The sequence below is a fragment of the Kitasatospora sp. NPDC094019 genome, from assembly GCF_044764505.1.
GTDB lineage: Bacteria > Actinomycetota > Actinomycetes > Streptomycetales > Streptomycetaceae > Kitasatospora.
Genome location: NZ_JBIWIF010000006.1, coordinates 164,064 through 187,513 on the forward strand (window position 1 = coordinate 164,064; position 23,450 = coordinate 187,513).

Genomic DNA, 23,450 nt, shown 5'->3' on the forward strand with positions numbered 1-23,450 from the left:
CGCCCGGCGCCGACGGCCGGGGCGGGAGCCGGTGCTCCCCGCCGCTAGGAGGACTCCTCCGCCAGGGCGCGGAGACGGCTGAGGGCCCGGTGCTGGGCGACCCGGACGGCCCCCGGCGACATGCCGAGCACCTCGCCGGTCTCCTCCGCCGACAGACCGGCGGCCACCCGCAGCAGGACCAGCTCGCGCTGCCGGGCCGGCAGGTTGGAGAGCAGTTCCTTGGCCCACGCGGCGTCGCTGCTGAGCAGCGCCCGCTCCTCCGGGCCGAGCGCGTCGTCCGGCACCTCCGGCAGGTCGTCCTGCGGGACCACGGTCGATCCGGGCCCGCGCATCGCGGCCCGCTGGAGGTCGGCGATCTTGTGGGCGGCGATCCCGTAGACGAAGGCTTCGAAGGGGCGGCCCTGGTCCCGGTAGCGGGGCAGCGCGCAGAGCACCGCGACGCAGACCTCCTGGGCGATGTCGTCGACGTGGTGCCGGGCCCCGCCGGGCAGCCGGACCAGCCGGCCGCGGCAGTAGCGCAGCGCCAGCGGGTGCACGTGGGCGAGCAGGGCGTCGATCGCCGGGCCCTCGCCCCGGACGGCGGCCGCGACGAGCGCGGCGAGCGCGCCCGGTCCGTCGGCCGGATCCGCGTACGCCGGGGCGGGCCCGGGCGCGGAGGGCTCGGCCTCCACCGGGTCCGCCTCACCGGGAGACCCGGTCACGTCGTCACGCATCGGTCCATGGTGCCTGGTCGCGCGGGAAAACGCGGCACCGCGTCCGGAGTTGTGCACCGGAACGTTATGCGGTGCCGCTCCGGTACGCACCACCGGCCCCTCCTGCACCGCACCGCCTCCCGCCCCGCCGCCGTGAACGGGATCGTCCGCCGCGCCGTCCGCCGAGTCTCCTGCGGCTGTGTGGTTCGCCGCAGTTCCTGTCCGCTGGTCCCCGAGGTGTTCCACTCCTCCATGGTGCAACCTCGGGGCCGTAACGTCACACGCCCCCGCACGGACAATCGCGAGCAGCGTGCCGGAACCGGCGGCGGCACCGGCGGTCAGCGGACCAGGCCCCACCGGAAGCCCAGGGCCACCGCGTGCGCGCGGTCCGAGGCGCCGAGCTTCTTGAACAGCCGCCGGGCGTGGGTCTTGACGGTGTCCTCGGAGAGGAACAGCTCCCGGCCGATCTCCGCGTTGCTGCGGCCGTGGCTCATGCCTTCGAGCACCTGGATCTCACGTGCCGTCAGGGTCGGCGCGGCCCCCATGTCGGGGCTGCGCAGCCGGCGGGGGGCGAGCCGCCAGGTCGGGTCGGCGAGGGCCTGGGTCACGGTGGCCCGCAGTTCGGCGCGCGAGGCGTCCTTGTGCAGGTACCCGCGCGCACCCGCGGCGACCGCGAGGGCGACACCGTCGAGGTCCTCGGCGACGGTGAGCATGATGATCCGGGCACCCGGGTCGGCGGACAACAGCCGCCGGACCGTCTCCACCCCGCCGAGGCCGGGCATCCGGACGTCCATCAGGACGAGATCGGAGCGGTCGGCCACCCAGCGGCGGAGGACCTCCTCACCGTTCGTCGCGGTGGTGACCCGGTCGACACCGGGTACGGTCGCGACCGCGCGGCGTAGCGCCTCGCGGGCGAGCGGGGAATCGTCGCAAACGAGAACGGAAGTCATGACCGTCGTCCTCCGCAGCTGATCCGCGTCACGTTGAGCCTCCTGGCTGGTACGAACCTCTCCGACACGGCCCACCGGCGTCGGACTCCGTGCCGATCGCCCAGGTTCCCCGCGATCGTTCCCGACGTCCGGCGTCCGCTAACCGCCTCCACACTTCCAACGACCATCACTCGAATGAGTTACGGCCTTCAGGGCCATCTCCACCACTGTACGTGGCCGACCCGTTACCGATCAGCCGCATCGCGGTGCACACGCCGCACTTTTGCGCAGCTCGCGCGCTGTGGGCGCACGACCCGCACACCCGAGCGGCGCCCCGCGCGCCCATCGGCCACCCGATTGCCACGCTTGCGCCGGGTGACTCCCGGCCCGACAGTCATGCCCACTTTGCCCGTTTTTAGAGCTTTTGTATGGTCATTGACTGTTGTGCCACTCTGTGGGTGACTTGTCCATGGAGTTGCCGTAAGTCATATTTCCAGGTGTCCACACCGCGCCGGACGCCCCGCCGAGCCGACTCCAGCGCGACCCGCTGGTGACCGGCCCGCGGTCGACGACCTCTGAAGGGAATGAGCCATGGCAGATTTCTCCCGCCTCCCCGGCCCCAACGCGGATCTCTGGGACTGGCAGCTCTCCGCGGCCTGCCGCGGCGTGGACAGCTCCCTCTTCTTCCACCCCGAGGGAGAGCGCGGGGCCGCCCGCAGTTCACGCGAAGCCAGTGCCAAGGAGGTCTGCACCCGCTGCCCGGTCCGGACCGAGTGCGCCGCGCACGCCCTGGCGGTCCGCGAGCCGTACGGCGTCTGGGGCGGGCTCACCGAGGACGAGCGCGAGGAGCTGATGGGCCGCTCGCGCCACCGCCTGGCGGAGGTGCCGCTGGTCGCTCCGGGCGTGTCCCAGCAGTAGGCGGCCGGTTCCGCGCCGGGGAGGAGAAACGTTTCTTCTGCGGTTCTTCTGCGGTCGCCACGAGCCCTCGCGGCACCCCCTCCGGGCCCGGCGGCCCCGTCCGGGTGACGTCCGCCCGAAGCCCGGCCCGGCCCGACCCGGCGGCCGGGCGGGCGGGTCGGCGGCGTCAGCGCCCGGCGGCCGCCCCGGACAGCCGCTCCAGCATCAGCGCCACCGCCGGCACCTCGGCGAGGTCCGGCAGGGTCAGCGCGACCACCTGCCGCACCGCCGGCGCCCCCGAGGCGGCGTGCACCGCCACCGTCGCCACCCCGTCCGGGCGTACCGACTCCAGCGCCAGGCCGGGCAGCACCGCCACCCCGAGCCCGGCCGCCACCAGCCCGACCACGGCCGGGTAGTCGTCGGTGGCGAAGTCGATCCGCGGCTCGAAGCCGGCTCCCGCGCACAGCTCCACCAGATGACCCCGGCACTGCGGGCAGCCGGCGATCCACTGCTCCTCCGCCAGTTCGGCCAGTTCCACCGGCCCGCCGCGCCCGGCCAGCCGGTGCCCGGCGGGCAGCAGGCCGACCAGTGGGTCGTCCAGCAGCGGGGTGGCCACCAGATCGGACCAGTCGGCGCCGGCGCTCAGCTGCTGGGCCTCCAGATTGGCCTCGGCGCGCGCCTCCCGCGGCATGCCGTGCACGGGCGCGGCGGCGGTGACGGCGGCACCGGGGGCCTGCGGATAGCGGAAGGCGAGCGCGACCTCGCACTCGCCGCCGCGCAGCATCGCCAGCGACTCCGGCGGCTCCGCCTCGACCAGCGACACGCGGACCCCCGGATGGGTGCCCCGCAGCCGGGCGACGGCCGGAGGCACCAGGGTCGAACTGGCGGTCGGGAAGGACACCAGCCGGACCCGGCCGGCCCGCAGCCCGGCGATCGCGGCCACCTCCTCCTCGGCGGCGGAGAGTCCGGCGAGGATTCCGGTGGCATGCTTGAGCAGCACCCGGCCTGCCTCGCTGAGCTGCATCCCGCGGCCCGAACGGACCACCAGCGGGGTGTCCACGGACTTCTCCAGCGCCTTCATCTGCTGGCTGATGGCGGGCTGGGTGCAGCCCAGCTCACGAGCGGCGGCGGAGAAGGAGCCGGTGCGGGCGACGGCACGCAGGACGCGCAGGTGGCGGGCCTCGATCATGCCTCCAAGATATAAGGCATTCTTTGCAACAAGCAAAATTCAACTGATAGTTGAAGGATGGAACACACCGGCGCCGCCCCGGCCCGGCCCGGTCCCGCCGCAACGCCGGAGGCCCGGCCCGCCACCCCCAGCGGGGCGCGGACCGGGCCTCCGGTCAGTGCGTCGGGCCTCAGTGCGAGTGGCCGTGACCGCCGTGCGAGTGACCGGCCTCGGCCTCCTCCTCCTTCTTCTCCACCACGAGGGTCTCGGTGGTGAGGAGCAGGGAGGCGATCGAGGCGGCGTTCTCCAGGGCGGAGCGGGTGACCTTGACCGGGTCGATGACGCCGGCCTTCACCAGGTCGCCGTACTCGCCGGTGGCGGCGTTGTAGCCCTGGCCCAGCTCCAGCTCGGCGACCTTGGAGGTGATGACGTAGCCCTCCAGGCCGGCGTTCTGGGCGATCCAGCGCAGCGGCTCGTGCAGCGCCTTGCGGACGACCGCGACACCGGTGGCCTCGTCGCCGGTCAGGCCCAGGCCCTCGTCCAGCACCTTGGCGGCGTGGACCAGCGAGGCGCCACCACCGGCGACGATGCCCTCCTCGACCGCGGCGCGGGTCGCCGAGATGGCGTCCTCCAGGCGGTGCTTGCGCTCCTTCAGCTCCACCTCGGTGGCGGCACCGACGCGGATGACACAGACGCCGCCGGCCAGCTTGGCCAGGCGCTCCTGCAGCTTCTCGCGGTCCCAGTCCGAGTCGGTGTTGGCGATCTCGGCCTTGATCTGGCCGACGCGGCCGGCCACGGCCTCGGAGTCACCGGCACCGTCGACGACGATCGTCTCGTCCTTGGTGACGGTCACGCGGCGGGCGGAGCCCAGCACGTCCAGACCGGCCTGGTCGAGCTTGAGGCCGACCTCCTCGGAGATCACGGTGCCGCCGGTGAGGACGGCCAGGTCGCCGAGGATCGCCTTGCGGCGGTCGCCGAAGCCCGGGGCCTTCACGGCCACCGCGTTGAAGGTGCCGCGGATCTTGTTCACCACGAGGGTGGACAGCGCCTCGCCGTCGACGTCCTCGGCGATGATCAGCAGCGGGCGGGAGGTGCCGCCCTGCAGGATCTTCTCCAGCAGCGGCAGCAGCTCCTGGATGGAGGAGATCTTGCCCTGGTTGATCAGGATGTACGGGTCCTCGAGGATCGCCTCCTGCCGCTCCGCGTCGGTGACGAAGTACGGCGACAGGTAGCCCTTGTCGAACTGCATGCCCTCGGTGAAGTCCAGCTCCACGCCGAAGGTGTTCGACTCCTCGACGGTGATGACACCGTCCTTGCCGACCTTGTCGATCGCCTCGGCGATGAGCTCGCCGACCTGGGTGTCCTGGGCGGAGAGGCTCGCGACGGCGGCGACGTCGTCCTTGCCCTCGATCTCGCGGGCGACCGACAGCAGGTGCGCGGAGACGGCGGCGACGGCCTTGTCGATGCCCTTCTTCAGGGCGGCCGGGCCGGCGCCGGCGGCGACGTTGCGCAGACCCTCGTTGACCAGGGCCTGGGCCAGCACGGTGGCGGTGGTGGTGCCGTCGCCCGCGACGTCGTTGGTCTTGGTGGCGACCTCCTTGACGAGCTGCGCGCCAAGGTTCTCGTACGGGTCGTCGAGCTCGACCTCACGGGCGATGGTGACACCGTCGTTGGTGATGGTCGGGGCGCCGAACTTCTTGTCGATGACGACGTTGCGGCCCTTGGGGCCGATGGTCACCTTGACGGTGTCGGCCAGCTTGTTGACACCGCGCTCGAGCGAGCGGCGGGCGTCCTCGTCGAACTGCAGGATCTTCGGCATGTTCCCTATTCCTTCGGGGTGCGGCCGTCGCCGGCCGCTCGACTACGTGAACCAACAGCCACGCCCCGGCCCCTGTCACTAGGGACACGGATCCGGGGCGTGGCTGAACGCTTTTACTTCTCGATGATCGCGAGAACGTCGCGCGCGGAGAGCACCAGGTACTCCTCGCCCTGGTACTTCACCTCGGTGCCGCCGTACTTCGAGTACAGGACGATGTCACCCACGGCGACGTCGAGCGGAAGACGCTGGCCGTCCTCGAAGCGGCCCGGGCCGACAGCCAGGACGACGCCCTCCTGGGGCTTCTCCTTGGCGGTGTCCGGGATAACCAGGCCGGAGGCCGTGGTGGTCTCGGCGTCGAGCGGCTGGACCACAATGCGGTCCTCGAGCGGCTTGATGGCAACCTTGCTGCTGGTGGTCACGTCCGAGCTCCCCTTCGGAGATTACGGGGTTTTCTAACGGGTAGGGGCGAACTCGCGGATCTGCCGTCGCGGGGGTCAGACACGCACTTTCGCGTTAGCACTCCCCCGGTGGTGAGTGCTAGTGATGACCATAGGCGGCCGTTAGCACTCAGTCAACCAGAGTGCCAACGCCACGCGGGCCGGTCCCGTCCGACGCCCCCGCGCCCGAACCGCGACCGCCCCGATCCCGCCCGGGGACCCGGCGCCCCGGGCCCCCGTGACCGGGGAGAATGGGCGGGTGGAGAACGACGACCTGCGGGCCCTGCTGACCGAGCGGGGCCAGGCCCTGCTCGCCGAACTGCGCGAGTTCGCGCCCGAGGAGGAGCTGGCGCTGGCCACCCGGCTGCGCAAGGAGCACCCCGCCGAGCTGGTGTCGGCCGCCTTCGGCCAGGCCCGGCTGCGCCAGCGGGCCCGGGCCAAGTTCGGCGCCGACGCCGATCTCATGTACTTCACGCCCAACGGCGTCGAGCAGTCCACCCGGCGCGAGGTCGCCGAGTGGCGGGCCGAGCGGTTCGCCGGACTCGGGGTGAAGCGGCTGGCCGATCTCTGCTGCGGCATCGGCGGCGACGTCCTGGCGCTGGCCCGGGCCGGCATCGAGGTGCTGGCCGTCGACCGGGACCCGGCGGCCTGTGCCGCCCTCACCGCCAACGCGGCCGCCCTCGGCCTCGCCGAGCTGGTCGAGGTGCGCTGCGCGGACGTCGCCGAGGTCGACGTCACCGGCTACGACGCGGTCTTCACCGACCCCGCCCGGCGCACCGCGCGCGGCCGGGTCTTCGATCCCGAGGCGTACGCCCCGCCGCTGTCCTGGGCGATCGAGGCCGGTCGGCGCGCCCCCGTCGGCGCGCTCAAGGTGGCGCCCGGGATCCCGCACGAGGCCGTGCCGGCCGACGCCGAGGCCGAGTGGGTCTCGGACCACGGCGACGTCAAGGAGGCGGTGCTCTGGTTCGGCACCCGGGCCGGGCATCCGCACCGCGCCACCCTGCTGCCGCGGCGGGCCGGCCTCACCGGCGGCGACCTGCCCGATCCCCCGGCCGGACCGGTCGGCCGCTACCTGTACGAGCCGGACGGCGCCGTGATCCGCGCCCACCTGGTCGCCGAGGTGGCCGGGCTGGTGAACGGGCGGCTGATCGATCCGAAGATCGCCTACCTGACCTCCGACGAGCTGGTCGACACCCCGTACGCGCACGCCTTCGAGCTCACCGACGTGCTGCCGTTCCACATCAAGAAGCTCAAGGCGCTGCTGCGCGAGCGGAAGGTCGGCACGGTGGTGATCAAGAAGCGCGGGATGGCGATCACCCCGGAGGAACTGCGCCGGCAGCTGCGGCCCACCGGTCCGAACGCCGTCACGGTGGTCCTCAGCCGCACCGACAACGGCCCGCTGATGATGCTGGGCCACCCCGTCACCGGACCGGCCGCGGCCGTTCAGGCGGCCGGCGCCTCGATGTAGTCCTCCAGCCGGGCCACCGCGAAGCCCTGCTCCTGGATCCGGGCCAGCAGCTCGCCGAACATCTGCGTCATCGTCTCGCCCTTGAGGTCCTTCGGGCCCCGGAAGTGGGCGAGCACGATGTCGCCGGGCCGCAGCTTCTTGTCCGCGGCCTGGTACTGCATGTCGTGGATCTGCATCGACTCGCGCCACAGCACCACGGCCCTCGGCCCGCACTGCTGCACCGCGGTGTTGAGCGCCGGCGTGTTGGCGCCGTCCCCGTACGGCGGGCGGAACAGCAGCGGCGGGGTGCCGTACTGCTGGGTGAGCGCGGCCTGGGCGTCGCAGATCTCGGACTTCTGCTTCTCCGGCGGCACCTTGCTCAGCTGGGCGTGGTCCACGGTGTGGTTGTGGACGTGGTTGCCGAGGGCCTGGAGGCGCTTGAAGTAGCCGTAGTCGTCCTTGACGATGTCGCGGGTCAGGAACATCGACACCGGCACCTTGAGGTCGGTCAGCATCTCGACGAACTTCGGGTCCTTCTCGGCACCGTCGTCGATGGTGACGAAGACGACCTTGTCGGGGGTCCTCACCTCGCTGAACACCGGGACCGGCCCGGTCCGCGCGAGCTTCACCGGCTTGTCGGCGGGCGCGGGCGGCGCCGGCGGCAGCGGCGTGAGGTGCCACTTCGCCCACGCGGCGGCGTCCCCGGCGGCCGGGCCGCCCCCGGTCGGGGACGCGGTCGGAGCCGGGCTCCCGGACCGCGAGGGCGCCGGGGCGGCCGTCCCCGGGGAACCGCCCGTCGGGGAGGCGCCCGCCGGGACCAGCGCGGCCGAGGCCGCGCCGCTGCCGCCGTCGCTCGTGCACCCGGTGACGGCGGCCAACAGGGCCAGCACCCCCGCCGCGTACACCGTCGTCCTGCCCCGTGCCTGCGTGTTCACCGCGCCCTGCTCCCCGCTCCCGTGCCGCGACCTCGATCACTAGCACGGTAACGGTCGGACGTTCGGTTCCCGGTCGGGCGTGCGAACGGCTACGGGCGACTACTCCACATGCTCGCTGGTGAAGGACCAGCGGTGCGCCGGACGGCCCAGCAGGGCGGTGGGCGGCTCCGGCACCGGGACCGGCTCGCCGGACCACCAGGTGATCAGCAGCACCCGGTCCCCGGGGGCGGCGAGCAGCTCGGCGCGGAGCAGCCCGGCCGAACCGCGCAGCGCGGGCAGTGCCGTCCCCCGGACCCAGCCGGAGAGCTCGGCGCCCCGGCCGTCTGCGGCCCTGGCCTCCCACATCGCGGCGGTGGTGGGGCTCACCGCCGCTCCCCGGTCAGGGCCTCGTACGCCTGCCCGTGGAAGTCGGTGTGCGGCACGTGGACCTCGGTGACCGGCAGCGAGGAGTCCGCCGACAGGTCGAGCGAGGACGGCGCCCGGTCCCGCCAGACCATCTCGCTGCCGAGCGCGGCGACCATCGCCCCGTTGTCGGTGCACAGGCCCGGACGCGGCACCCGGAGCCGGATGCCGGCCCGGTCGCAGCGCTGCTGGGCCATCTCGCGGAGCCGGGAGTTGGCCGCGACACCGCCGCCGATCATCAGGTGGTCGACGCCGCTGTCCTTGCACGCCTTGACGGCCTTGCGGGTGAGCACGTCGGTGACCGCCTCCTGGAAGGACGCCGCGACGTCCGCGACCGGCACCTCCTCGCCGGCCCGGCGCTTCGCCTCCACCCAGCGGGCGACGGCGGTCTTCAGACCGGAGAAGGAGAAGTCGTACTCCGGGTCCTTGGGACCGGTCAGGCCGCGCGGGAAGGCGATCGCCTTCGGGTCGCCCTCGCGGGCCCTGCGGTCCACCACCGGGCCGCCGGGGAAGCCCAGCCCGAGCACCCGGGCCACCTTGTCGAAGGCTTCGCCGGCCGCGTCGTCGATGGTCGCGCCGAGCGGGCGGACGTCGGTGGTGATGTCCTCGCTCAGCAGCAGCGAGGAGTGCCCGCCGGAGACCAGCAGGGCCATCGTCGGCGAGGGCAGGCGGCCGTGCTCCAGCTGGTCCACGCAGATGTGCGAGGCGAGGTGGTTGACCCCGTACAGCGGCTTGTCGAGGGCCCACGCGTACGCCTTGGCGGCGCTCACGCCGACCAGCAGCGCGCCGGCCAGGCCCGGTCCGGCGGTGACGGCGATGCCGTCCAGGTCGCTCGCCCTGACGCCCGCGGTGTCCAGGGCGCGCTGGATCGTCGGGACCATCGCCTCCAGGTGCGCGCGGCTGGCGATCTCGGGGACGACGCCGCCGAAGCGGGCGTGGTCGTTGACGCTGGAGGCCACCGCGTCGGCCAGCAGGGTGGTGCCGCGCACGATGCCGACGCCGGTCTCGTCGCAGGAGGTCTCGATGCCGAGGACGAGCGGTTCGTCAGCCATGGGGGGTGTCCTTCTTCACATCCGGTCGCGGGTGGTCCGCGGGTTCGTCGAGGTCGTCGGGGGCCGCGGCGGAGGCGGCGGGGTCGGCCGGGACGGCCGTGAGGTCGAGCCGCATCACCAGCGCGTCGATGCCGGCCGGCTGGTAGTAGCCGCGCCGGATGCCGACCGGCTCGAAGCCGAAGCGCTCGTAGAGGCGCTGCGCGCGGGTGTTGTCCACCCGCACCTCCAGCAGCAGGTCCGCGCAGCCGCGCCGGGCCGACTCCCGGACCAGGTCCGCGAGCAGCGCCGCGCCGAGCCCGGTGCCCTGGTGGCGTCCGTCGACCGCGATGGTCTGCACGTCGCCGTCGCCGCCCACCGCCATCAGCCCCGCGTAGCCGACGACCGCGCCGTCCGGGGTGACGGCGACGGTGTAGTGCCGGGTGCCGCCGGGGTGGGCCTCGGCCAGCTCGGACCAGAACATGCCGGCCGACCAGGCGTCCTCCGGGAACAACTCCTGCTCCAGCAGCAGTACCGGGGCGATGTGCCACCAGCGCATCGGGCGCAGCCGGGCGGCGGGAGCCCGGTCCGCCGGGACCCGGTCGGCCGGCGCGCGGTCGTCCGGGGCCGGAGCGGCGGCACCGGGGCCGACGGTGCCGGGCCGGGCGGTGCTCGGGCCGGTCACGCCGGGAGCACCGCCTTGTAGCCGGCCGGCACCTGGGCGTCCGGGCGGCGCAGGTAGAGCGGGGCGTTGGGCAGCAGGGCCCGGCCGGCGGCCAGCTCGGCGACGGCGAACGCGGCGAGCGCGCCGGCCGAGACGTGCTCGGGGCCGTGCGCCCCCGGGAAGCTGTCCGGGTAGAGCAGCGCGCCGGCGCCGACCGACCGCGCCGGAGGGGTCAGCTCGCCCGGGCGGTCCACCGACGGCCCCTCGGTCCGCCGGCCCTCGGCGTCGTAGGCGGCCCAGTAGACCTCCTTGCGGCGGGCGTCGGTGGCCACCGTGAACGGCTCGCCGGCCAGCCCCTCGGCGCGGGCCGCGTGGGCGATCGCGTCCAGCGTGCAGACGCCGTGCACGGGCAGGCCGAGCGCGTGGCCCAGCGCGGCGGCGGTCACCAGGCCGACCCGCAGGCCGGTGTACGGGCCGGGGCCCACGCCGACCGCGATGTCGGTCAGCCGGTGCCGGTCGACACCGGCCTCCCGGAGCACCCGGTCGATCGCGGGGATCAGGAGTTCGCCGTGGCGCCTGGCGTCGACCTGGTCGGTCTCGGCGAGGACGGCCGTGCCGTCGTGGACGGCGGCGGTGACGGCGGGGGTAGCGGTGTCGAACGCGAGCAGCAGCACGGGTCAAGGTTAGACCGCCGGGCCGGTGCCCGGTCCGGCGCCGGTCCCCGGTGGCACGGCCGGGCACGTGCTCCGCCCGATCGAAAACCGGGCCGACTCCGGAACACACGTCCGACGCGATGCGGACCGGACGGGCGAACCTGGCACGATGGGGCCGACGGTTTCGGGACGGCGGTGGGAGCGGCACGTGGCGAAGATGGGTCCTGGAGTGGTGGTCACCGGGCTGACCCTGGGAGCCCTGGCGGTGGTGAGCCTGCTGGCCTTCCAGGCCAACGGCGCCCAGGACCGGGCGGTCGCCGCGAACCCGACCACGAGCACGGCCGCCACCTCCGGCGGGCCGGCCGCCTCGGCCGCCCCGACCGCCGCGCCCACGCCGACCGCCCCGACCCTGCCCACGGCGGGCACCGGCACCGGGCTGCGGGTCGTCTACTCGGTCGCCACGCACTACGTGTGGCTGATCGACCCGAAGAAGACCCCGCAGGTGTTGGCGGTCTTCCCGGTGACCCCGGGCACGGTCGAGCCGGCCCCCGGCAGTTACCCCGTGTACAGCCGGACCCCGACCGGCACCGGCACCGACGGCAAGCAGATCGAGCACGTGGTGCGCTTCGCGCAGCAGAACGGCGTGGTGTTCGGCTTCAGCGCCGCCGTCGACGGCGCCACCGGCTCGGCGCCGGCCGTCCCGGCGCCCACCGCGGCCGCGTCCTCCCCCGCCGCCTCGGCGGCGGGCAAGACCGGCGGCATCCGCAGCAGCCGCGCGGACGGCCAGTTGCTCTGGGACTTCGCGCCGAAGGACACCAAGGTCGTCGTGATCCCCTGACCGGGGGCGACAGCCGTCAGGCGGCGCGGCGGGTCTCGTGCGCGCCGCCGCTCGACGGCGACGGTCCGGACGTCCCGGAGCCCTCGCCCCACGCGGGGTCGGCCGGACGGCGTTCGGGCGGGGTGGAGATCGCCTCCGCCGCCGCGCAGGCGGCCAGCAGGGCCCGCATCGGCTCCCCCGCGGCACGGCGGGCGGGCTCCTCGGCCCCGGTTCCGCGCGGTGCGCGCTCCGGGGCGGGCGTGGTGCTCGGCATGGCGCCTCCTAGTTAGGCAGACCTAACCTCAACAACCATCCCACCACGCCCGGGACCTCGATCGCAACATCTTCCCGACAGGCCGTCGGCAAACAATCGCGCGACGGGGCCGCCCCGGCACGCCGTCCGGCACGGTCCCGGCCCGCCTCAGACCAGCACGGTGAGGTCCGTGCTGTCCCAGCGGGTGCCGACACCGGTCAGTTCCACCCGGCGCGGGTCCAGGTCGTCCCCGGCCGCCTCGGCGCCGATCGCGCGTCCGATCCGGACCTCCAGGCGGTTCTCCGAGAGCCGCTCGACCTTGCCCTCGCCCCACTCGACCACCACCACCGACTCGGGCAGCGAGACGTCGAGGTCGAGGTCCTCCATCTCGTCGAGGTCGCCGCCCAGCCGGTACGCGTCGACGTGCACCAGCGCCGGGCCGCCCACCAGCGAGGGGTGCACCCGGGCGATCACGAAGGTCGGCGAGGTGACCGCCCCGCGCACCCCGAGCCCCTCGCCGAGGCCCCGGGTCAGCGTGGTCTTGCCCGCCCCCAGCTCGCCGGAGAGCAGCACGAGGTCCCCCGGCCGCAGGAGCGCGGCCAGCTCCCGGCCGAGCCGGCCCATCCGGTCGGGGGTGGCGACGGTGAGAGAGGCGTGGGAGCCCATGCGCGAATCAAGCCCTTCGGTCCGTACGGCGGCGCTCCGGTCCTCGGGCGCCCCCGCTACCGTGCCACATCCCCGGCGCCGCCCGCGCCGGGCCCGCCCCGGCACCGAACGGCCGGGGCCCGGAACGGCCGGGCTCGGGACGGCCGGGGCCCGGGACTACGCCGGTTCGCCGACCTGGGGCGGCAGCGGCGCCGCGCCGCGGAAACGGGCGGCCCGGTCGAACAGCTCGGCCAGGTGGCGGTCGACCAGGTCGGGGCGCTCCAGCATCACCAGGTGCCCGGCGTCCTCGACCAGGACGAGCTCGGCCCCCGGCAGCTGCTCGGCCATCACCTCGCCGTGGCCGGGCGGGGTGAGGAGGTCCTTGGTGCCGGTCAGCACCAGGGCGGGGATGCCGCGCAGGGCGGCCAGCGCCTCGGTCTTCTCGTGCGCCGAGAAGACCGGGTAGAACTCGGCCACCACGTCGATCGGGGTGGCGTCCAGCATCTGCTCGGCGAACCGGACCACGCCCGGGTCGACGTCCTTCGCCCCGAAGGAGTACCGCCGGTAGAAGACGGCGCTGACGTCCGCGCCGAGCCGGCGGGTCGCCTCCACCAGGTCCACCTGGCGCCCGAGCAGCTTCATCATGCCCGGCGCGACCCTGCGGAACAGCTTGGCGCCGGCGACGGGCAGACCGAAGGTGACGGCGTCCCAGTTCCCGGCCAGGGTGCCGATCAGCGCGACCCCGGCGACCCGCTCCCGGAACAGCTCCGGGTGCTGGTCGGCCAGCGCCATCATCGTCATGCCGCCCATCGAGTGGCCGACCAGCACCAGCGGGCCGGTCGGCGCGACGGCGTCGATCACGGCCTTGAGGTCGCCGCCCAACTGGTCGATCCCGGCGGGTTCGCCGGCCAGGAAGGAGCGGGAACGCTCGGACCGGCCGTGGCTGCGCTGGTCCCACAGGACCAGCCGGGCACCGGACCGGAAGGCGGCGCGCTGGAAGTGCCAGCTGTCCTGGTTGAGGCAGTAACCGTGGCAGAACACCACGGTCAGCGGCTCGGCCGCGCCGTCCCGCCCGGTCCCCTCCCCGCCCGGGCCGTCGGAGCCGTCCGGGCCCTCCAGCCCGTCCAGCTCGACGTACAGCCCGGTGCCGTCGGCGGCGGCCACCGTGCGGGGGCGGCCGCGCAGCGAGCCGTACGGGGCGTTGGCGTCCAGTTCGGCGCGGGCCCGGCGGCGCGTGCTCCGGCCGACCGTCAGCCGGTCGATCGCCACCCCGGCGGCGGCCCCGGCCGCCAGCACACCGACCGAGATGCCGATCAGACCGGCCCGGCTCACCCCGGTCGCGGCCTCGGCCGCCCTGACGGCCCGGGCCGCCCGGCCCACCGCCGCGACCGGGTCGCTCTCGCTCCCGCTCATCCGAGCAGCCCCTCGTCCAGTCCGCCGACGTAGCGGCGCGGCACCCGGGAGCCGATCCGGGTCACGATCTCGTAGGAGATGGTGCCGCAGGCGCGGCCCCAGTCCTCGGCGGTCGGTTCGCCCCGGTCCCCGCTGCCGAAGACCAGCACCTCGTCGCCGACCGGCGGGGTGTCGCCGCCGAGGTCCACCACGAACTGGTCCATCGCCACCCGGCCGGCCACCGTGCGCCACTTGCCGTCGACCTGCACCGGACCGATGCCGCTGGCGTGCCGCGGGACGCCGTCGCCGTAACCGACCGGGACCAGGCCCAGCGTGGTCGGCCCCGGGGTGGTGTAGTGGTGGCCGTAGCTGACGCCGTGGCCGCCGGGCACGTGCTTGACCAGGGCCAGCCGGGCGGTCAGCGCCATCACCGGGCGCAGGCCGAAGTCGGCCGGCGAGCCCACCTCGGGGACCGGCGACAGTCCGTACATGGCGAGGCCGGTGCGGACCATGTCGAAGTGCGACTGCGGCAGCAGCAGGGTGGCCGGCGAGTTGGCCAGGTGGCGCACCTCGGGGCGCAGCCCGGCCGCCTCGGCGGAGGCCAGGGCCAGCCGGAAGGCGTCCAGCTGCAACTGGATCGAGGGGTGGCCGGGCTCGTCGGCGGCGGCGAAGTGCGACCAGACGCCGACCACGGTCAGCAGGCCGTCCAGCTCGGCGCGGCGGGCGGCCGCGACCAGCTCGGGCCAGTCGTGCGGCTGGCAGCCGTTGCGGCCGAGGCCGGTGTCGGCCTTGAGGTGGACCCGGGCCGGGATGCCGGTGGCGCGGACGGCGGCGAGCAGCTCGGTGAGCGCCCACTCGCCGCTGATCGAGATGTCCAGGTCCGCGAAGAGCGCCTCCCGCCAGGGACCGCCGGGGGTCCACAGCCAGCAGAGGATGCGCGCCTGCTCGGGGCCCACCCCGCCGGCGCGCAGGGCGAGCGCCTCCTCCGGCGTCGCGGTGCCCAGCCAGCCGACTCCCGCGGCGACCGCCTCGCGGGCGCAGCGCAGGGCGCCGTGGCCGTAGGCGTCCGCCTTGACCGCGGCCATCACCATGGCGCCGCCGACGCGCTCGCGCAGCGCGTCGAGGTTGCCGCGCAGGGCGGCGAGATCGATGGTCGCCTCGGCCCTCACGCCTTCGGTGAGACCGGCCATCACGGTCGTCTTCGCAGTTGTCATCAGGGTCAGTCTCCCAGACGTCCCGAGGTCCTCGCCGAACGGCCCTTCGGCTCGCCGCCCCGGGCCGCCCACGCCCAGGGGCCCCCGCGACCCGCCACCCCCTTCCGGACGCCCACGAATCAGGCGCCGGTTCCACCCGCCGTCCGGGACGGCTCCGGGGCCGCGCCGGAGCGGACGTCGTTCCAGACCGCCGGGAGCGCGGCCGCCACCTCCGCCGCGGTGACGGGGGCGCCGGGGAGGCCGGCGGCGCGCCGGGCGGCGAGCCCGTGCAGATAGGCCGCCACCGCGGCGGCGTCCGGCGCGGACAGGCCCGCGGCGAGCAGGGAGCCCGCCAGTCCGGCCAGGACGTCCCCGCTGCCGGCCGTGGCCAGCCAGGCGGTGCCGGTCGGGTTCACCCGCACGGCACCATGGGGGTACCCCCGGCCGGAGGCTGGGGGAGGGTCGGCGACCACGGTGGTCGAGCCCTTCAGCAGCACCGTGGCCCGGTAGGCCGCCGCGAGCCGTCGCGCGGTGGCCAGCCGGGCGGCCGCCAGCTCCTCGGAGGCGGGCGGGCGGGCCTGCTCCGAACGGGTGGCACCGTCGCCCCCGACCGCGGTTCCGGCCCCGGCTCGGGCTCCGGCGAGCAGCCGGGCCGCCTCCCCCGTGTGCGGGGTGAGCAGCGTCGGCGCCGTCCGCCCGGCGAGCGCGCCGGGGCCGAGCCGGGCGAGTTCCGTCAGCCCGTCCGCGTCGACCAGTACCGGTACGTCGGCCGCCAGCGCCTCGGCGAGCGCCCGCCCGGCCCCCTCGCCACCGCCCGGGCCGACCACCCACGCCTGCACCCGGCCGGCCCCGGCCGGACCGCCCTCGGTGACCAGCGTCTCGGGGAAGCGCCGCACCACCTCCTCCGCCGCCGTCCCCACGTACCGCACCGCGCCCGCGCCGCCGCGCAGCGCGCCGGCGACCGCCAGCAGCGCCGCCCCCGGGTACCGCGCCGAACCGGCAGCGACCCCGACCACACCGCGCCGGTACTTGTCGCTCTCGACGCCCGGCACCGGCAGCAGCGCGGCCACGTCGGCGTGCTGGAGGGCCACCACCCCGGCCGGCGGCAGCTCCAGCCCGATCCCCACCAGCTGCACCGCCCCGGCGTACGAGGCGCCCGGGTCGATCAGCAGCCCGGGCTTGTAGGTGCCGAAGCAGACCGTGACGTCCGCCCGCAGCGCCGCGCCCGCGACCTCGCCGGTGTCGGCGTCCACCCCGCTGGGCACGTCGACGGCCACCACCACCCCGGCCCGCGCGGCCCGCGCGTAGGGCTCGGCCTCCGGCCGCAGTCCGCCCCGGCCGCCGATGCCGACGATGCCGTCCAGCACCAGGTCCGCGCGCGAGAACTCGGCCAGGCCGGCCTCCCGCTCCAGCACCACCCGCCCGCGCGCCGCCCGCAGCGCCGCCAGCCCGCCGCCGTGCGCCCGCTCCGGAGCCAGCAGCACCGCCGTCACCCGCGCCCCGCGCCGGGCCAGCTCCGCGCCCGCGTACAGCGCGTCGCCCCCGTTGTCGCCGCTGCCGGCCAGCACCACCACCCGGCCGCCGTACACCCGGCCGCGCCGCCGGGTCAGCAGCCGGGCACAGGTCACGGCGAGCCCGGTGGCGGCCCGCCGCATCAGCGTGCCCTCCGGGAGCCGGGCCATCAGCTCGGCCTCGGCGGCACGGACGACTTCGACGCTATGGGCGTGGCGCATGACGGAGCTCCTTCGGCGGTCGGCTGACACCGACGCTAGCCCGCGTCCCCGCCCCACGGGGGCCGGGGCTGCGGCACACTTCGAGTGACACCCACTTCGATCCCCCACCGGTGCCGGTCCGGATGCCTACCGTGTGCCTCGGCACGGACCCACAGGAGGGAGAAGGGCCATGGTCGCCATGCCGGCAGTCGAGCACCCGCTGAGCGAGGGCAACCTCCTCCAGGCGTTTCTGGAGCTGGACACCCCGCTGGGAAGCAAGGCCGAATTCATCGAAGGGGAGATCGTCGTGACGCCGCCACCGGACGGAGACCACGAGGACGCGATCGCCCGGTTCGCCCGGGCCGTCGCGCGCGAGGCCGTCGAGGAGTTGTACGTCAGCGGCGGCAAGGGTCTGATCACGCCGAACGGCCGTTTCGTCCCCGACGCGACGGTCGCACCCGTCGGTCACTTCCGCGCCCAGGGGTCCTGGGCGTCCGCAGCTGGAGTCGAACTCGTCCTCGAAGTCACCTCGCTCAACCCGCACAAGGACCGCGAACCCAAGCGGAGAGGCTATGCCGCCGCCGGAATCCCCTGCTACCTGCTGGTCGACCGCGGTACGGGCACCGTCACCCTGTTCACCCAGCCCGAGGACGGCGACTACATCACCACAACCAAGGTCGAGTTCGGCAAGCCCCTCGACCTGCCCGCCCCGTTCTCGTTCACGCTCGACACGGGGCCCCTGCGGTAGGACGCTTCCCACCGCAGGGGCCCCGGCACGGAGCGGGGTCGGACTACTCGACGGTGACCGACTTCGCCAGGTTGCGGGGCTGGTCGACCTCGTGGCCCTTGGCCGTGGCGAGCTCGCAGGCGAAGACCTGCAGCGGCACGGTGGCGACCAGCGGCTGGAGCAGCACCGGCGTGACCGGGATGCGGATCAGGTGGTCCGCGTACGGGACGACCGCCTCGTCGCCCTCCTCCGCGATCACGATGGTGCGCGCACCGCGGGCCCGGATCTCCTGGATGTTGGAGACGATCTTGTCGTGCAGGATCGACCGGCCGCGCGGCGACGGCACGACGACCACCACCGGCAGACCCTCCTCGATCAGCGCGATCGGGCCGTGCTTCAGCTCACCGGCGGCGAAGCCCTCGGCGTGCATGTAGGCGAGCTCCTTGAGCTTGAGCGCGCCCTCCAGGGCCACCGGGAAGCCCACGTGCCGGCCGAGGAACAGCACCGACCTGGCGTCGGCGAGGGAGCGGGCCAGCTCGCGCACCGGCTCCATGGTCTCCAGCACCTGCTCGACCTGCTTCGGCGCGTCGCCGAGCTCCTTGATCACGGCGAGGATCTCGTCGCCCCACTTGGTGCCGCGCACCTGGCCCAGGTACAGCGCGACCAGGTAGCAGGCGACCAGCTGGGTCAGGAACGCCTTGGTCGAGGCGACCGCCACCTCGGGGCCGGCGTGGGTGTAGAGCACCGCGTCCGACTCGCGCGGGATGGTCGAGCCGTTGGTGTTGCAGATCGCCAGTACCTTGGCGCCCTGCTCGCGCGCGTGGCGCAGCGCCATCAGGGTGTCCATGGTCTCGCCGGACTGCGAGATGGCGATGACCAGCGTGCCCGGGCCCATGATCGGGTCGCGGTAGCGGAACTCGGAGGCGACCTCCACCTCGCACGGGATCCGGGTCCAGTGCTCGATCGCGTACTTGGCGATCATGCCCGCGTGGAAGGCGGTGCCGCAGGCGACGATGACGACCTTGTCGACCGCGCGCAGGTCGGCGTCCGACATCCGCAGCTCGTCGAGGGTGAGCCGGCCGTCGGTGCCGATCCGGCCGAGCAGGGTGTCGGCGACGGCCTTCGGCTGCTCGGCGATCTCCTTCAGCATGAAGTAGTCGTAGCCGCCCTTCTCGGCGGCCGAGGCGTCCCAGTCGACGTGGTACTCGCGCACGTCGGCCGGGGAACCGTCGAAGTTCGTCACCGTGACGCCCTCGCGGCGCAGCTCGACGACCTGGTCCTGGCCCAGCTCGATCGCCTCGCGGGTGTGCGCGATGAACGCGGACACGTCGGAGGCGAGGAAGTTCTCGCCCTCGCCGCGCCCGACCACCAGCGGCGAGTTGCGACGGGCGCCGACCACCACGTCCGGGGCATCGGCGTGCACCGCGACGAGGGTGAAGGCGCCCTCCAGACGGCGGCAGGTGGCGCGCATGGCCTCCGCGAGGTCGCCCTCGTACAGCTCGCCGAGCAGGTGCGCGACGACCTCGGTGTCCGTCTCCGAACGCAGCGTGTGGCCGCGCTCGGCCAGCTCGGCCCGGAGCTGGGCGAAGTTCTCGATGATGCCGTTGTGGACCACGGCGACCTTGGCCGCGTCGTCCAGATGGGGGTGGGCGTTGGCGTCCGTCGGGCCGCCGTGGGTGGCCCATCGGGTGTGGCCGATACCGGTGGTGCCGCCGGGAAGAGGGGTCTCGGCGAGCGACTTCTCCAGGTTCGCGAGCTTGCCGGCGCGCTTGTCGGTGGCGAGGCTCCACTGCCCGTCGGAGCCCTGCACCTGCACCGCGACACCGGCGGAGTCGTAGCCCCGGTACTCCAGTCGCTGCAGACCTGCGATTACAACATCAAGGGCGGGCTGGGAGCCCACGTATCCAACAATTCCGCACATGCGTGCCAGCATAAGGGCGCTCGGGACGCCCCATTCGCACGGTTCGCCCACCGGCCGTGACCGAAACCACAGCCACCGCGAACGGCGCTACGGCCCACAATGGAGCATGTGCTGACCGAACTCTGTACGCGGGGCGACATCACGCCCGGCCCCTCGCCGTCCCCCTACGTGGACCTCAGCCGGGCCGAGTGGAGCGCGCTGCGCGAGCGTACGCCGCTGCCACTGACCGCCGAGGAGGTGGAACGGCTGCGCGGTCTCGGCACCGCACTGGACCTCGACGAGGTCCGGGACGTCTACCTGCCGCTGTCGCGGCTGCTGAACCTCTACATCCACGCCACGCACGACCTGCGCGGCGCGCTGGGCACCTTCCTGGACACCCCGGACACCGAGCGCACCCGCACCCCGTTCATCATCGGGGTGGCCGGCTCGGTCGCCGTCGGCAAGTCCACCACCGCCCGGCTGCTCCAGGCCCTGCTGGCCCGCTGGCCGGAGCACCCCCGGGTCGAGCTGGTCACCACCGACGGGTTCCTGCTGCCCAACGCCGAGCTGCGCAGGCGCGGCCTGATGGCCCGCAAGGGCTTCCCCGAGTCGTACGACCGCCGGGCCCTGACCCGCTTCGTCGCGGATGTGAAGGCGGGCAAGGAGCGGGTCACCGCGCCGGTCTACTCGCACCTCGTGTACGACATCGTGCCGGACCAGCGGCTCACCGTGGAGCGACCGGACATCCTCATCGTCGAGGGCCTGAACGTGCTCCAGCCGGCCCTGCCCGGCAGCGACGGCCGCACCCGCCTCGCGGTGGCCGACTACTTCGACTTCTCCATCTACGTCGACGCCCGCACCGACGACATCGAGGGCTGGTACCTGGACCGCTTCCGCAAGCTGCGGCAGACCGCCTTCCAGGACCCGAGCTCCTACTTCCGCCGCTTCACCGAGGTGCCGGAGGAGGAGGCGATGGAGTACGGCCGCCAGGTCTGGCGCACCATCAACCGCCCGAACCTGCTGGAGAACGTGCGGCCGACCCGCGGCCGGGCCACCCTGGTCCTGCAGAAGGGCTCGGACCACAAGGTCCGCCGGGCCCTGCTGCGCAAGCTCTGACGGAAACGCAGGAGGCCCCCGCCGCGGACTGTCGCGGCGGGGGCCTCCGGCGTTCCGGCACGGTCAGCCCAGGGAGCTGCGGACCGCCTCGGCGAGCGTCTCGGCGACGGACCGCGCCTGCGTCTCGTCGGCGGCCTCGACCATCACCCGGACCAGCGGCTCGGTGCCCGACGGGCGCAGCAGCACCCGGCCGGTGGCGCCGAGCTCGGCCTCGGCCGCGGCCACCGCGGCGGCCAGCTCCTCGCTGGTGCCGACCCGGCTCTTGTCGACGCCCTTGACGTTGATCAGCACCTGCGGCAGGCGGGTCATCACGGCGGCCAGGTCGGCCAGCGGCTGCTTGGTGGCGGCCAGCCGGGCACCGAGCATCAGGCCGGTCAGGGTGCCGTCGCCGGTGGTCGCGTGGTCCAGCAGGATGACGTGGCCGGACTGCTCGCCGCCCAGCGCGAAGCCGTGCTCCTTCATCGCCTCCAGCACGTACCGGTCGCCGACCGAGGTCTCGACCAGGTCGATGCCCTCGCGCTCCATCGCCAGCTTGAAGCCCAGGTTGGACATCACGGTGGCGACGGCGGTGTTGCGGCGCAGCGTGCCGGCCTCCTTCATGGCGACGGCCAGGATCGCGATGATCTGGTCGCCGTCGACCTCGTCGCCGGCCGCGTCGGCGGCCAGGCAGCGGTCGGCGTCGCCGTCCAGCGCGATGCCGAGGTCCGCCGAGTGCTCGCGCATCACGGCCCGGAGCCGGTCCAGGTGGGTGGAACCGACGCCGTCGTTGATGTTGAGGCCGGTGGGCTCGGCGCCCAGGGTGTGCACGACCTCGGCGCCGGCCCGGGCGAACGCCTCCGGGGCGACGTAGGCGGCCGCGCCGTGCGCGCCGTCGATGACGACCCGGATGCCGTCCAGACGGTTGGGCAGCACGCCGATGAGGTGGGCGACGTACTTGTCGAAGCCCTCGGTGTACTCGCGGACCCGGCCGACGGCGGCGCCGGTCGGACGGTTCCAGTCCTCGCCGCCCGCCGCGTGCTTGTGGAAGTGCGCCTCGATCGCGTCCTCGATCCGGTCGTCCAGCTTGTGGCCGCCGCGGGCGAGGAACTTGATGCCGTTGTCCGGCATGGCGTTGTGGCTGGCGGACAGCATCACACCGAAGTCGGCGCCGAGCGCGCCGGTGAGATAGGCCACCGCCGGGGTGGGGAGCACTCCGACCCTCAGTACGTCGACGCCGGCGCTCGCCAGGCCCGCGATGACCGCGGCCTCCAGGAACTCGCCCGAGGCGCGCGGGTCACGGCCGACCACCGCGACCGGCCGGTGGCCGTCGAAGGCCCCCGCCTCGCCGAGCACGTGCGCCGCCGCGACCGACAGGCCGAGCGCCAGCTCCGCCGTCAGCCCCTGGTTGGCCACGCCGCGCACGCCGTCCGTACCGAAGAGTCGTCCCATTGTCCCGTCCTCACATCGCCGCAGTGCCTTGCAGAGAATCCGATCGAATCCCCGGCCTCCGCACAATGGCCGGGGAACACGACACCCCGGAGTACACGAGGTACTCCGGGGCGTGTGGAGCGCATCCGGGGGCGTGCACCACCTGGGCGGTACGCACCCCCGGAGGGCGCAATTAGCGCTTGCTGTACTGCGGCGCCTTGCGGGCCTTCTTCAGACCGGCCTTCTTGCGCTCGACGGCGCGGGCGTCACGCATCAGGAAGCCGGCCTTCTTGAGGGCGGCGCGGTTGTTGTCCACGTCGGCCTCGTTCAGGGCGCGGGCGACACCGAGGCGCAGCGCGTATGCCTGACCGGAGACGCCGCCACCGCTGATGCGGGCGACAACGTCGTAACGGCCGTCGAGCTCCAGGAGCTTGAAGGGCTCGTTCACGGTCTGCTGGTGCACCTTGTTGGGGAAGTAGTTCTCCAGGGTGCGACCGTTGATCTTCCACTGCCCGGTGCCCGGGACGATGCGCACGCGGGCGATCGCCTCCTTGCGACGGCCGAGGCCGGCGCCGGGGACGGCCTCGCCGAAGCGGCCGGCCAGGGACTCGGAGGTGTACTCGCCCTCGGAGGTGTACTCGCCCTCGACCTCGACGACGGTCTCGTCGAACTCGACCTCAAGGGGGGTTTCAGTGGTCTCGGCCACGATGTTCCTCAGCTCTTTTCAGTGATGGGGGGCTTGGTGGCCGGAGTTACTGCGCGACCTGGGTGATCTCGAACGGCACCGGCTGCTGGGCAGCGTGCGGGTGCTGGTCGCCCGAGTAGACCTTCAGCTTCGAGAGCATCTGGCGGCCCAGGGTGTTCTTGGGGATCATGCCCTTGATGGCCTTCTCGACGGCCTTCTCCGGGTTGTTCGCCAGGAGGTCGTCGTAGCGGACCGAGCGGAGGCCGCCCGGGAAGCCGCTGTGGCGGTAAGCCAGCTTCTGGGTCTTCTTGTTGCCCGACAGGTGCACCTTGTCGGCGTTGATGATGATGACGAAGTCACCAGTGTCAACGTGCGGCGCGTAGATCGCCTTGTGCTTACCCCGGAGGAGGTTGGCGGCCTGGGAGGCCAGACGGCCGAGCACGACGTCGGTCGCGTCGATGACGTGCCACTGACGCTGGACGTCGCCGGGCTTGGGGCTGTACGTACGCACGGTCGTATGCCTTCGCTTTTC

General features: G+C 73.9%; 24 protein-coding genes. 5 read left to right on the forward strand and 19 right to left on the reverse strand.

What is annotated here, in order from left to right; genetic code table 11:
- Positions 1 to 44: 44 nt before the first annotated feature.
- Together shbA and ACIQ9P_RS15470 are read right to left on the reverse strand one after the other, a co-directional pair.
- Entirely contained in the window at positions 45 to 713 is a 669-nt protein-coding gene (gene shbA / locus ACIQ9P_RS15465) for an RNA polymerase sigma factor ShbA (protein WP_402355225.1), read from the reverse strand.
- Positions 714 to 1,030: 317 nt separating this feature from the next.
- On the reverse strand, positions 1,031 to 1,642 hold the full coding sequence (locus ACIQ9P_RS15470; protein WP_014136228.1) for a response regulator transcription factor: 612 nt from the start codon (positions 1,640 to 1,642) through the stop codon (positions 1,031 to 1,033).
- A 570-nt stretch (positions 1,643 to 2,212) separates the two neighbouring features.
- Here ACIQ9P_RS15470 and ACIQ9P_RS15475 point away from each other — a divergent pair.
- Positions 2,213 to 2,539 carry a WhiB family transcriptional regulator gene (locus ACIQ9P_RS15475; protein ID WP_053649143.1) on the forward strand — a complete coding sequence of 109 codons (327 nt, stop codon included), beginning with the start codon at positions 2,213 to 2,215 and terminating at the stop codon, positions 2,537 to 2,539.
- Between the two features lie 166 nt (positions 2,540 to 2,705).
- Here the strand turns inward: ACIQ9P_RS15475 and ACIQ9P_RS15480 are convergent, their stop codons facing one another.
- The 3 genes from ACIQ9P_RS15480 to groES all read right to left on the reverse strand — a co-directional run bounded on the left by ACIQ9P_RS15480 (position 2,706) and on the right by groES (position 5,924).
- Positions 2,706 to 3,707 (reverse strand): LysR family transcriptional regulator, encoded by a 1,002-nt coding sequence (locus ACIQ9P_RS15480; protein ID WP_402355227.1) that lies wholly within the window; start codon positions 3,705 to 3,707, stop codon positions 2,706 to 2,708.
- Positions 3,708 to 3,876: 169 nt separating this feature from the next.
- Entirely contained in the window at positions 3,877 to 5,505 is a 1,629-nt protein-coding gene (gene groL / locus ACIQ9P_RS15485; protein ID WP_402355229.1) for a chaperonin GroEL, read from the reverse strand.
- 113 nt (positions 5,506 to 5,618) lie between these two features.
- The gene (groES, locus tag ACIQ9P_RS15490; protein ID WP_014136232.1) at positions 5,619 to 5,924 is read right to left on the reverse strand and encodes a co-chaperone GroES; all 306 of its coding nucleotides are present in this window, start codon (positions 5,922 to 5,924) and stop codon (positions 5,619 to 5,621) included.
- A gap of 256 nt (positions 5,925 to 6,180) precedes the next feature.
- On the opposite strand from groES, the gene ACIQ9P_RS15495 reads away from it, so the two are divergent.
- On the forward strand, positions 6,181 to 7,410 hold the full coding sequence (locus ACIQ9P_RS15495) for a methyltransferase domain-containing protein (RefSeq protein WP_402355231.1): 1,230 nt from the start codon (positions 6,181 to 6,183) through the stop codon (positions 7,408 to 7,410).
- Here the strand turns inward: ACIQ9P_RS15495 and ACIQ9P_RS15500 are convergent.
- The 5 genes from ACIQ9P_RS15500 to tsaB form a co-directional block, all read right to left on the reverse strand.
- Positions 7,386 to 8,324, reverse strand: a complete 939-nt coding sequence (locus ACIQ9P_RS15500) for a polysaccharide deacetylase family protein (protein ID WP_402355233.1) — start codon at positions 8,322 to 8,324, stop codon at positions 7,386 to 7,388. The genes ACIQ9P_RS15495 and ACIQ9P_RS15500 overlap by 25 nt on opposite strands.
- Positions 8,325 to 8,423: 99 nt before the next feature.
- Positions 8,424 to 8,690 (reverse strand): hypothetical protein, encoded by a 267-nt coding sequence (locus tag ACIQ9P_RS15505; protein WP_402355235.1) that lies wholly within the window; start codon positions 8,688 to 8,690, stop codon positions 8,424 to 8,426.
- Positions 8,687 to 9,778: a tRNA (adenosine(37)-N6)-threonylcarbamoyltransferase complex transferase subunit TsaD gene (gene tsaD, locus ACIQ9P_RS15510; protein WP_402355237.1), complete on the reverse strand. Its 1,092-nt coding sequence runs from the start codon at positions 9,776 to 9,778 to the stop codon at positions 8,687 to 8,689. The genes ACIQ9P_RS15505 and tsaD overlap by 4 nt, the downstream gene beginning before the upstream one ends.
- Complete coding sequence (gene rimI / locus ACIQ9P_RS15515) at positions 9,771 to 10,313, reverse strand: ribosomal protein S18-alanine N-acetyltransferase (RefSeq protein ID WP_402355829.1); 543 nt, start codon at positions 10,311 to 10,313, stop codon at positions 9,771 to 9,773. Before rimI ends, tsaD begins: the two co-directional genes overlap by 8 nt.
- A gap of 122 nt (positions 10,314 to 10,435) precedes the next feature.
- Complete coding sequence (tsaB, locus tag ACIQ9P_RS15520) at positions 10,436 to 11,092, reverse strand: tRNA (adenosine(37)-N6)-threonylcarbamoyltransferase complex dimerization subunit type 1 TsaB (protein WP_402355239.1); 657 nt, start codon at positions 11,090 to 11,092, stop codon at positions 10,436 to 10,438.
- Positions 11,093 to 11,288: 196 nt separating this feature from the next.
- Here tsaB and ACIQ9P_RS15525 point away from each other — a divergent pair, with 196 nt between their 5' ends.
- Positions 11,289 to 11,909 (forward strand): hypothetical protein, encoded by a 621-nt coding sequence (locus ACIQ9P_RS15525; protein ID WP_402355832.1) that lies wholly within the window; start codon positions 11,289 to 11,291, stop codon positions 11,907 to 11,909.
- Positions 11,910 to 11,925: 16 nt separating this feature from the next.
- Here ACIQ9P_RS15525 and ACIQ9P_RS15530 read toward each other — a convergent pair whose 3' ends face one another.
- From ACIQ9P_RS15530 to ACIQ9P_RS15550, 5 genes are all read right to left on the reverse strand, one after another.
- A complete protein-coding gene (locus ACIQ9P_RS15530) occupies positions 11,926 to 12,162 on the reverse strand; it encodes a hypothetical protein (RefSeq protein ID WP_402355241.1) in 237 nt (78 codons plus the stop codon).
- A 147-nt stretch (positions 12,163 to 12,309) separates the two neighbouring features.
- On the reverse strand, positions 12,310 to 12,807 hold the full coding sequence (gene tsaE, locus ACIQ9P_RS15535; RefSeq protein ID WP_402355243.1) for a tRNA (adenosine(37)-N6)-threonylcarbamoyltransferase complex ATPase subunit type 1 TsaE: 498 nt from the start codon (positions 12,805 to 12,807) through the stop codon (positions 12,310 to 12,312).
- Positions 12,808 to 12,963: 156 nt separating this feature from the next.
- Positions 12,964 to 14,199 carry an alpha/beta fold hydrolase gene (locus tag ACIQ9P_RS15540; RefSeq protein WP_402355245.1) on the reverse strand — a complete coding sequence of 412 codons (1,236 nt, stop codon included), beginning with the start codon at positions 14,197 to 14,199 and terminating at the stop codon, positions 12,964 to 12,966.
- A complete protein-coding gene (gene alr / locus ACIQ9P_RS15545) occupies positions 14,196 to 15,392 on the reverse strand; it encodes an alanine racemase (RefSeq protein ID WP_402355247.1) in 1,197 nt (398 codons plus the stop codon). Before alr ends, ACIQ9P_RS15540 begins: the two co-directional genes overlap by 4 nt.
- Positions 15,393 to 15,511: 119 nt before the next feature.
- Positions 15,512 to 17,104 carry an NAD(P)H-hydrate epimerase gene (locus tag ACIQ9P_RS15550; protein WP_402355249.1) on the reverse strand — a complete coding sequence of 531 codons (1,593 nt, stop codon included), beginning with the start codon at positions 17,102 to 17,104 and terminating at the stop codon, positions 15,512 to 15,514.
- A gap of 178 nt (positions 17,105 to 17,282) precedes the next feature.
- On the opposite strand from ACIQ9P_RS15550, the gene ACIQ9P_RS15555 reads away from it, so the two are divergent.
- Positions 17,283 to 17,831, forward strand: coding sequence for a Uma2 family endonuclease (locus tag ACIQ9P_RS15555; protein ID WP_402355834.1), 549 nt, complete (start codon positions 17,283 to 17,285; stop codon positions 17,829 to 17,831).
- Positions 17,832 to 17,874: 43 nt separating this feature from the next.
- On the opposite strand, the gene glmS is transcribed toward ACIQ9P_RS15555, so the two are convergent.
- Complete coding sequence (gene glmS, locus ACIQ9P_RS15560) at positions 17,875 to 19,731, reverse strand: glutamine--fructose-6-phosphate transaminase (isomerizing) (protein WP_402355251.1); 1,857 nt, start codon at positions 19,729 to 19,731, stop codon at positions 17,875 to 17,877.
- 99 nt (positions 19,732 to 19,830) lie between these two features.
- Here glmS and coaA point away from each other — a divergent pair, with 99 nt between their 5' ends.
- Positions 19,831 to 20,826 (forward strand): type I pantothenate kinase, encoded by a 996-nt coding sequence (gene coaA, locus ACIQ9P_RS15565; protein WP_402355253.1) that lies wholly within the window; start codon positions 19,831 to 19,833, stop codon positions 20,824 to 20,826.
- Between the two features lie 63 nt (positions 20,827 to 20,889).
- Here coaA and glmM read toward each other — a convergent pair whose 3' ends face one another.
- From glmM to rplM, 3 genes are all read right to left on the reverse strand, one after another.
- A complete protein-coding gene (gene glmM / locus ACIQ9P_RS15570) occupies positions 20,890 to 22,254 on the reverse strand; it encodes a phosphoglucosamine mutase (protein ID WP_402355255.1) in 1,365 nt (454 codons plus the stop codon).
- A gap of 172 nt (positions 22,255 to 22,426) precedes the next feature.
- Entirely contained in the window at positions 22,427 to 22,939 is a 513-nt protein-coding gene (gene rpsI, locus ACIQ9P_RS15575) for a 30S ribosomal protein S9 (protein ID WP_402355257.1), read from the reverse strand.
- A 46-nt stretch (positions 22,940 to 22,985) separates the two neighbouring features.
- Positions 22,986 to 23,429 (reverse strand): 50S ribosomal protein L13, encoded by a 444-nt coding sequence (gene rplM, locus ACIQ9P_RS15580; RefSeq protein ID WP_030393317.1) that lies wholly within the window; start codon positions 23,427 to 23,429, stop codon positions 22,986 to 22,988.
- Between the last annotated feature and the right edge of the window lie 21 nt (positions 23,430 to 23,450).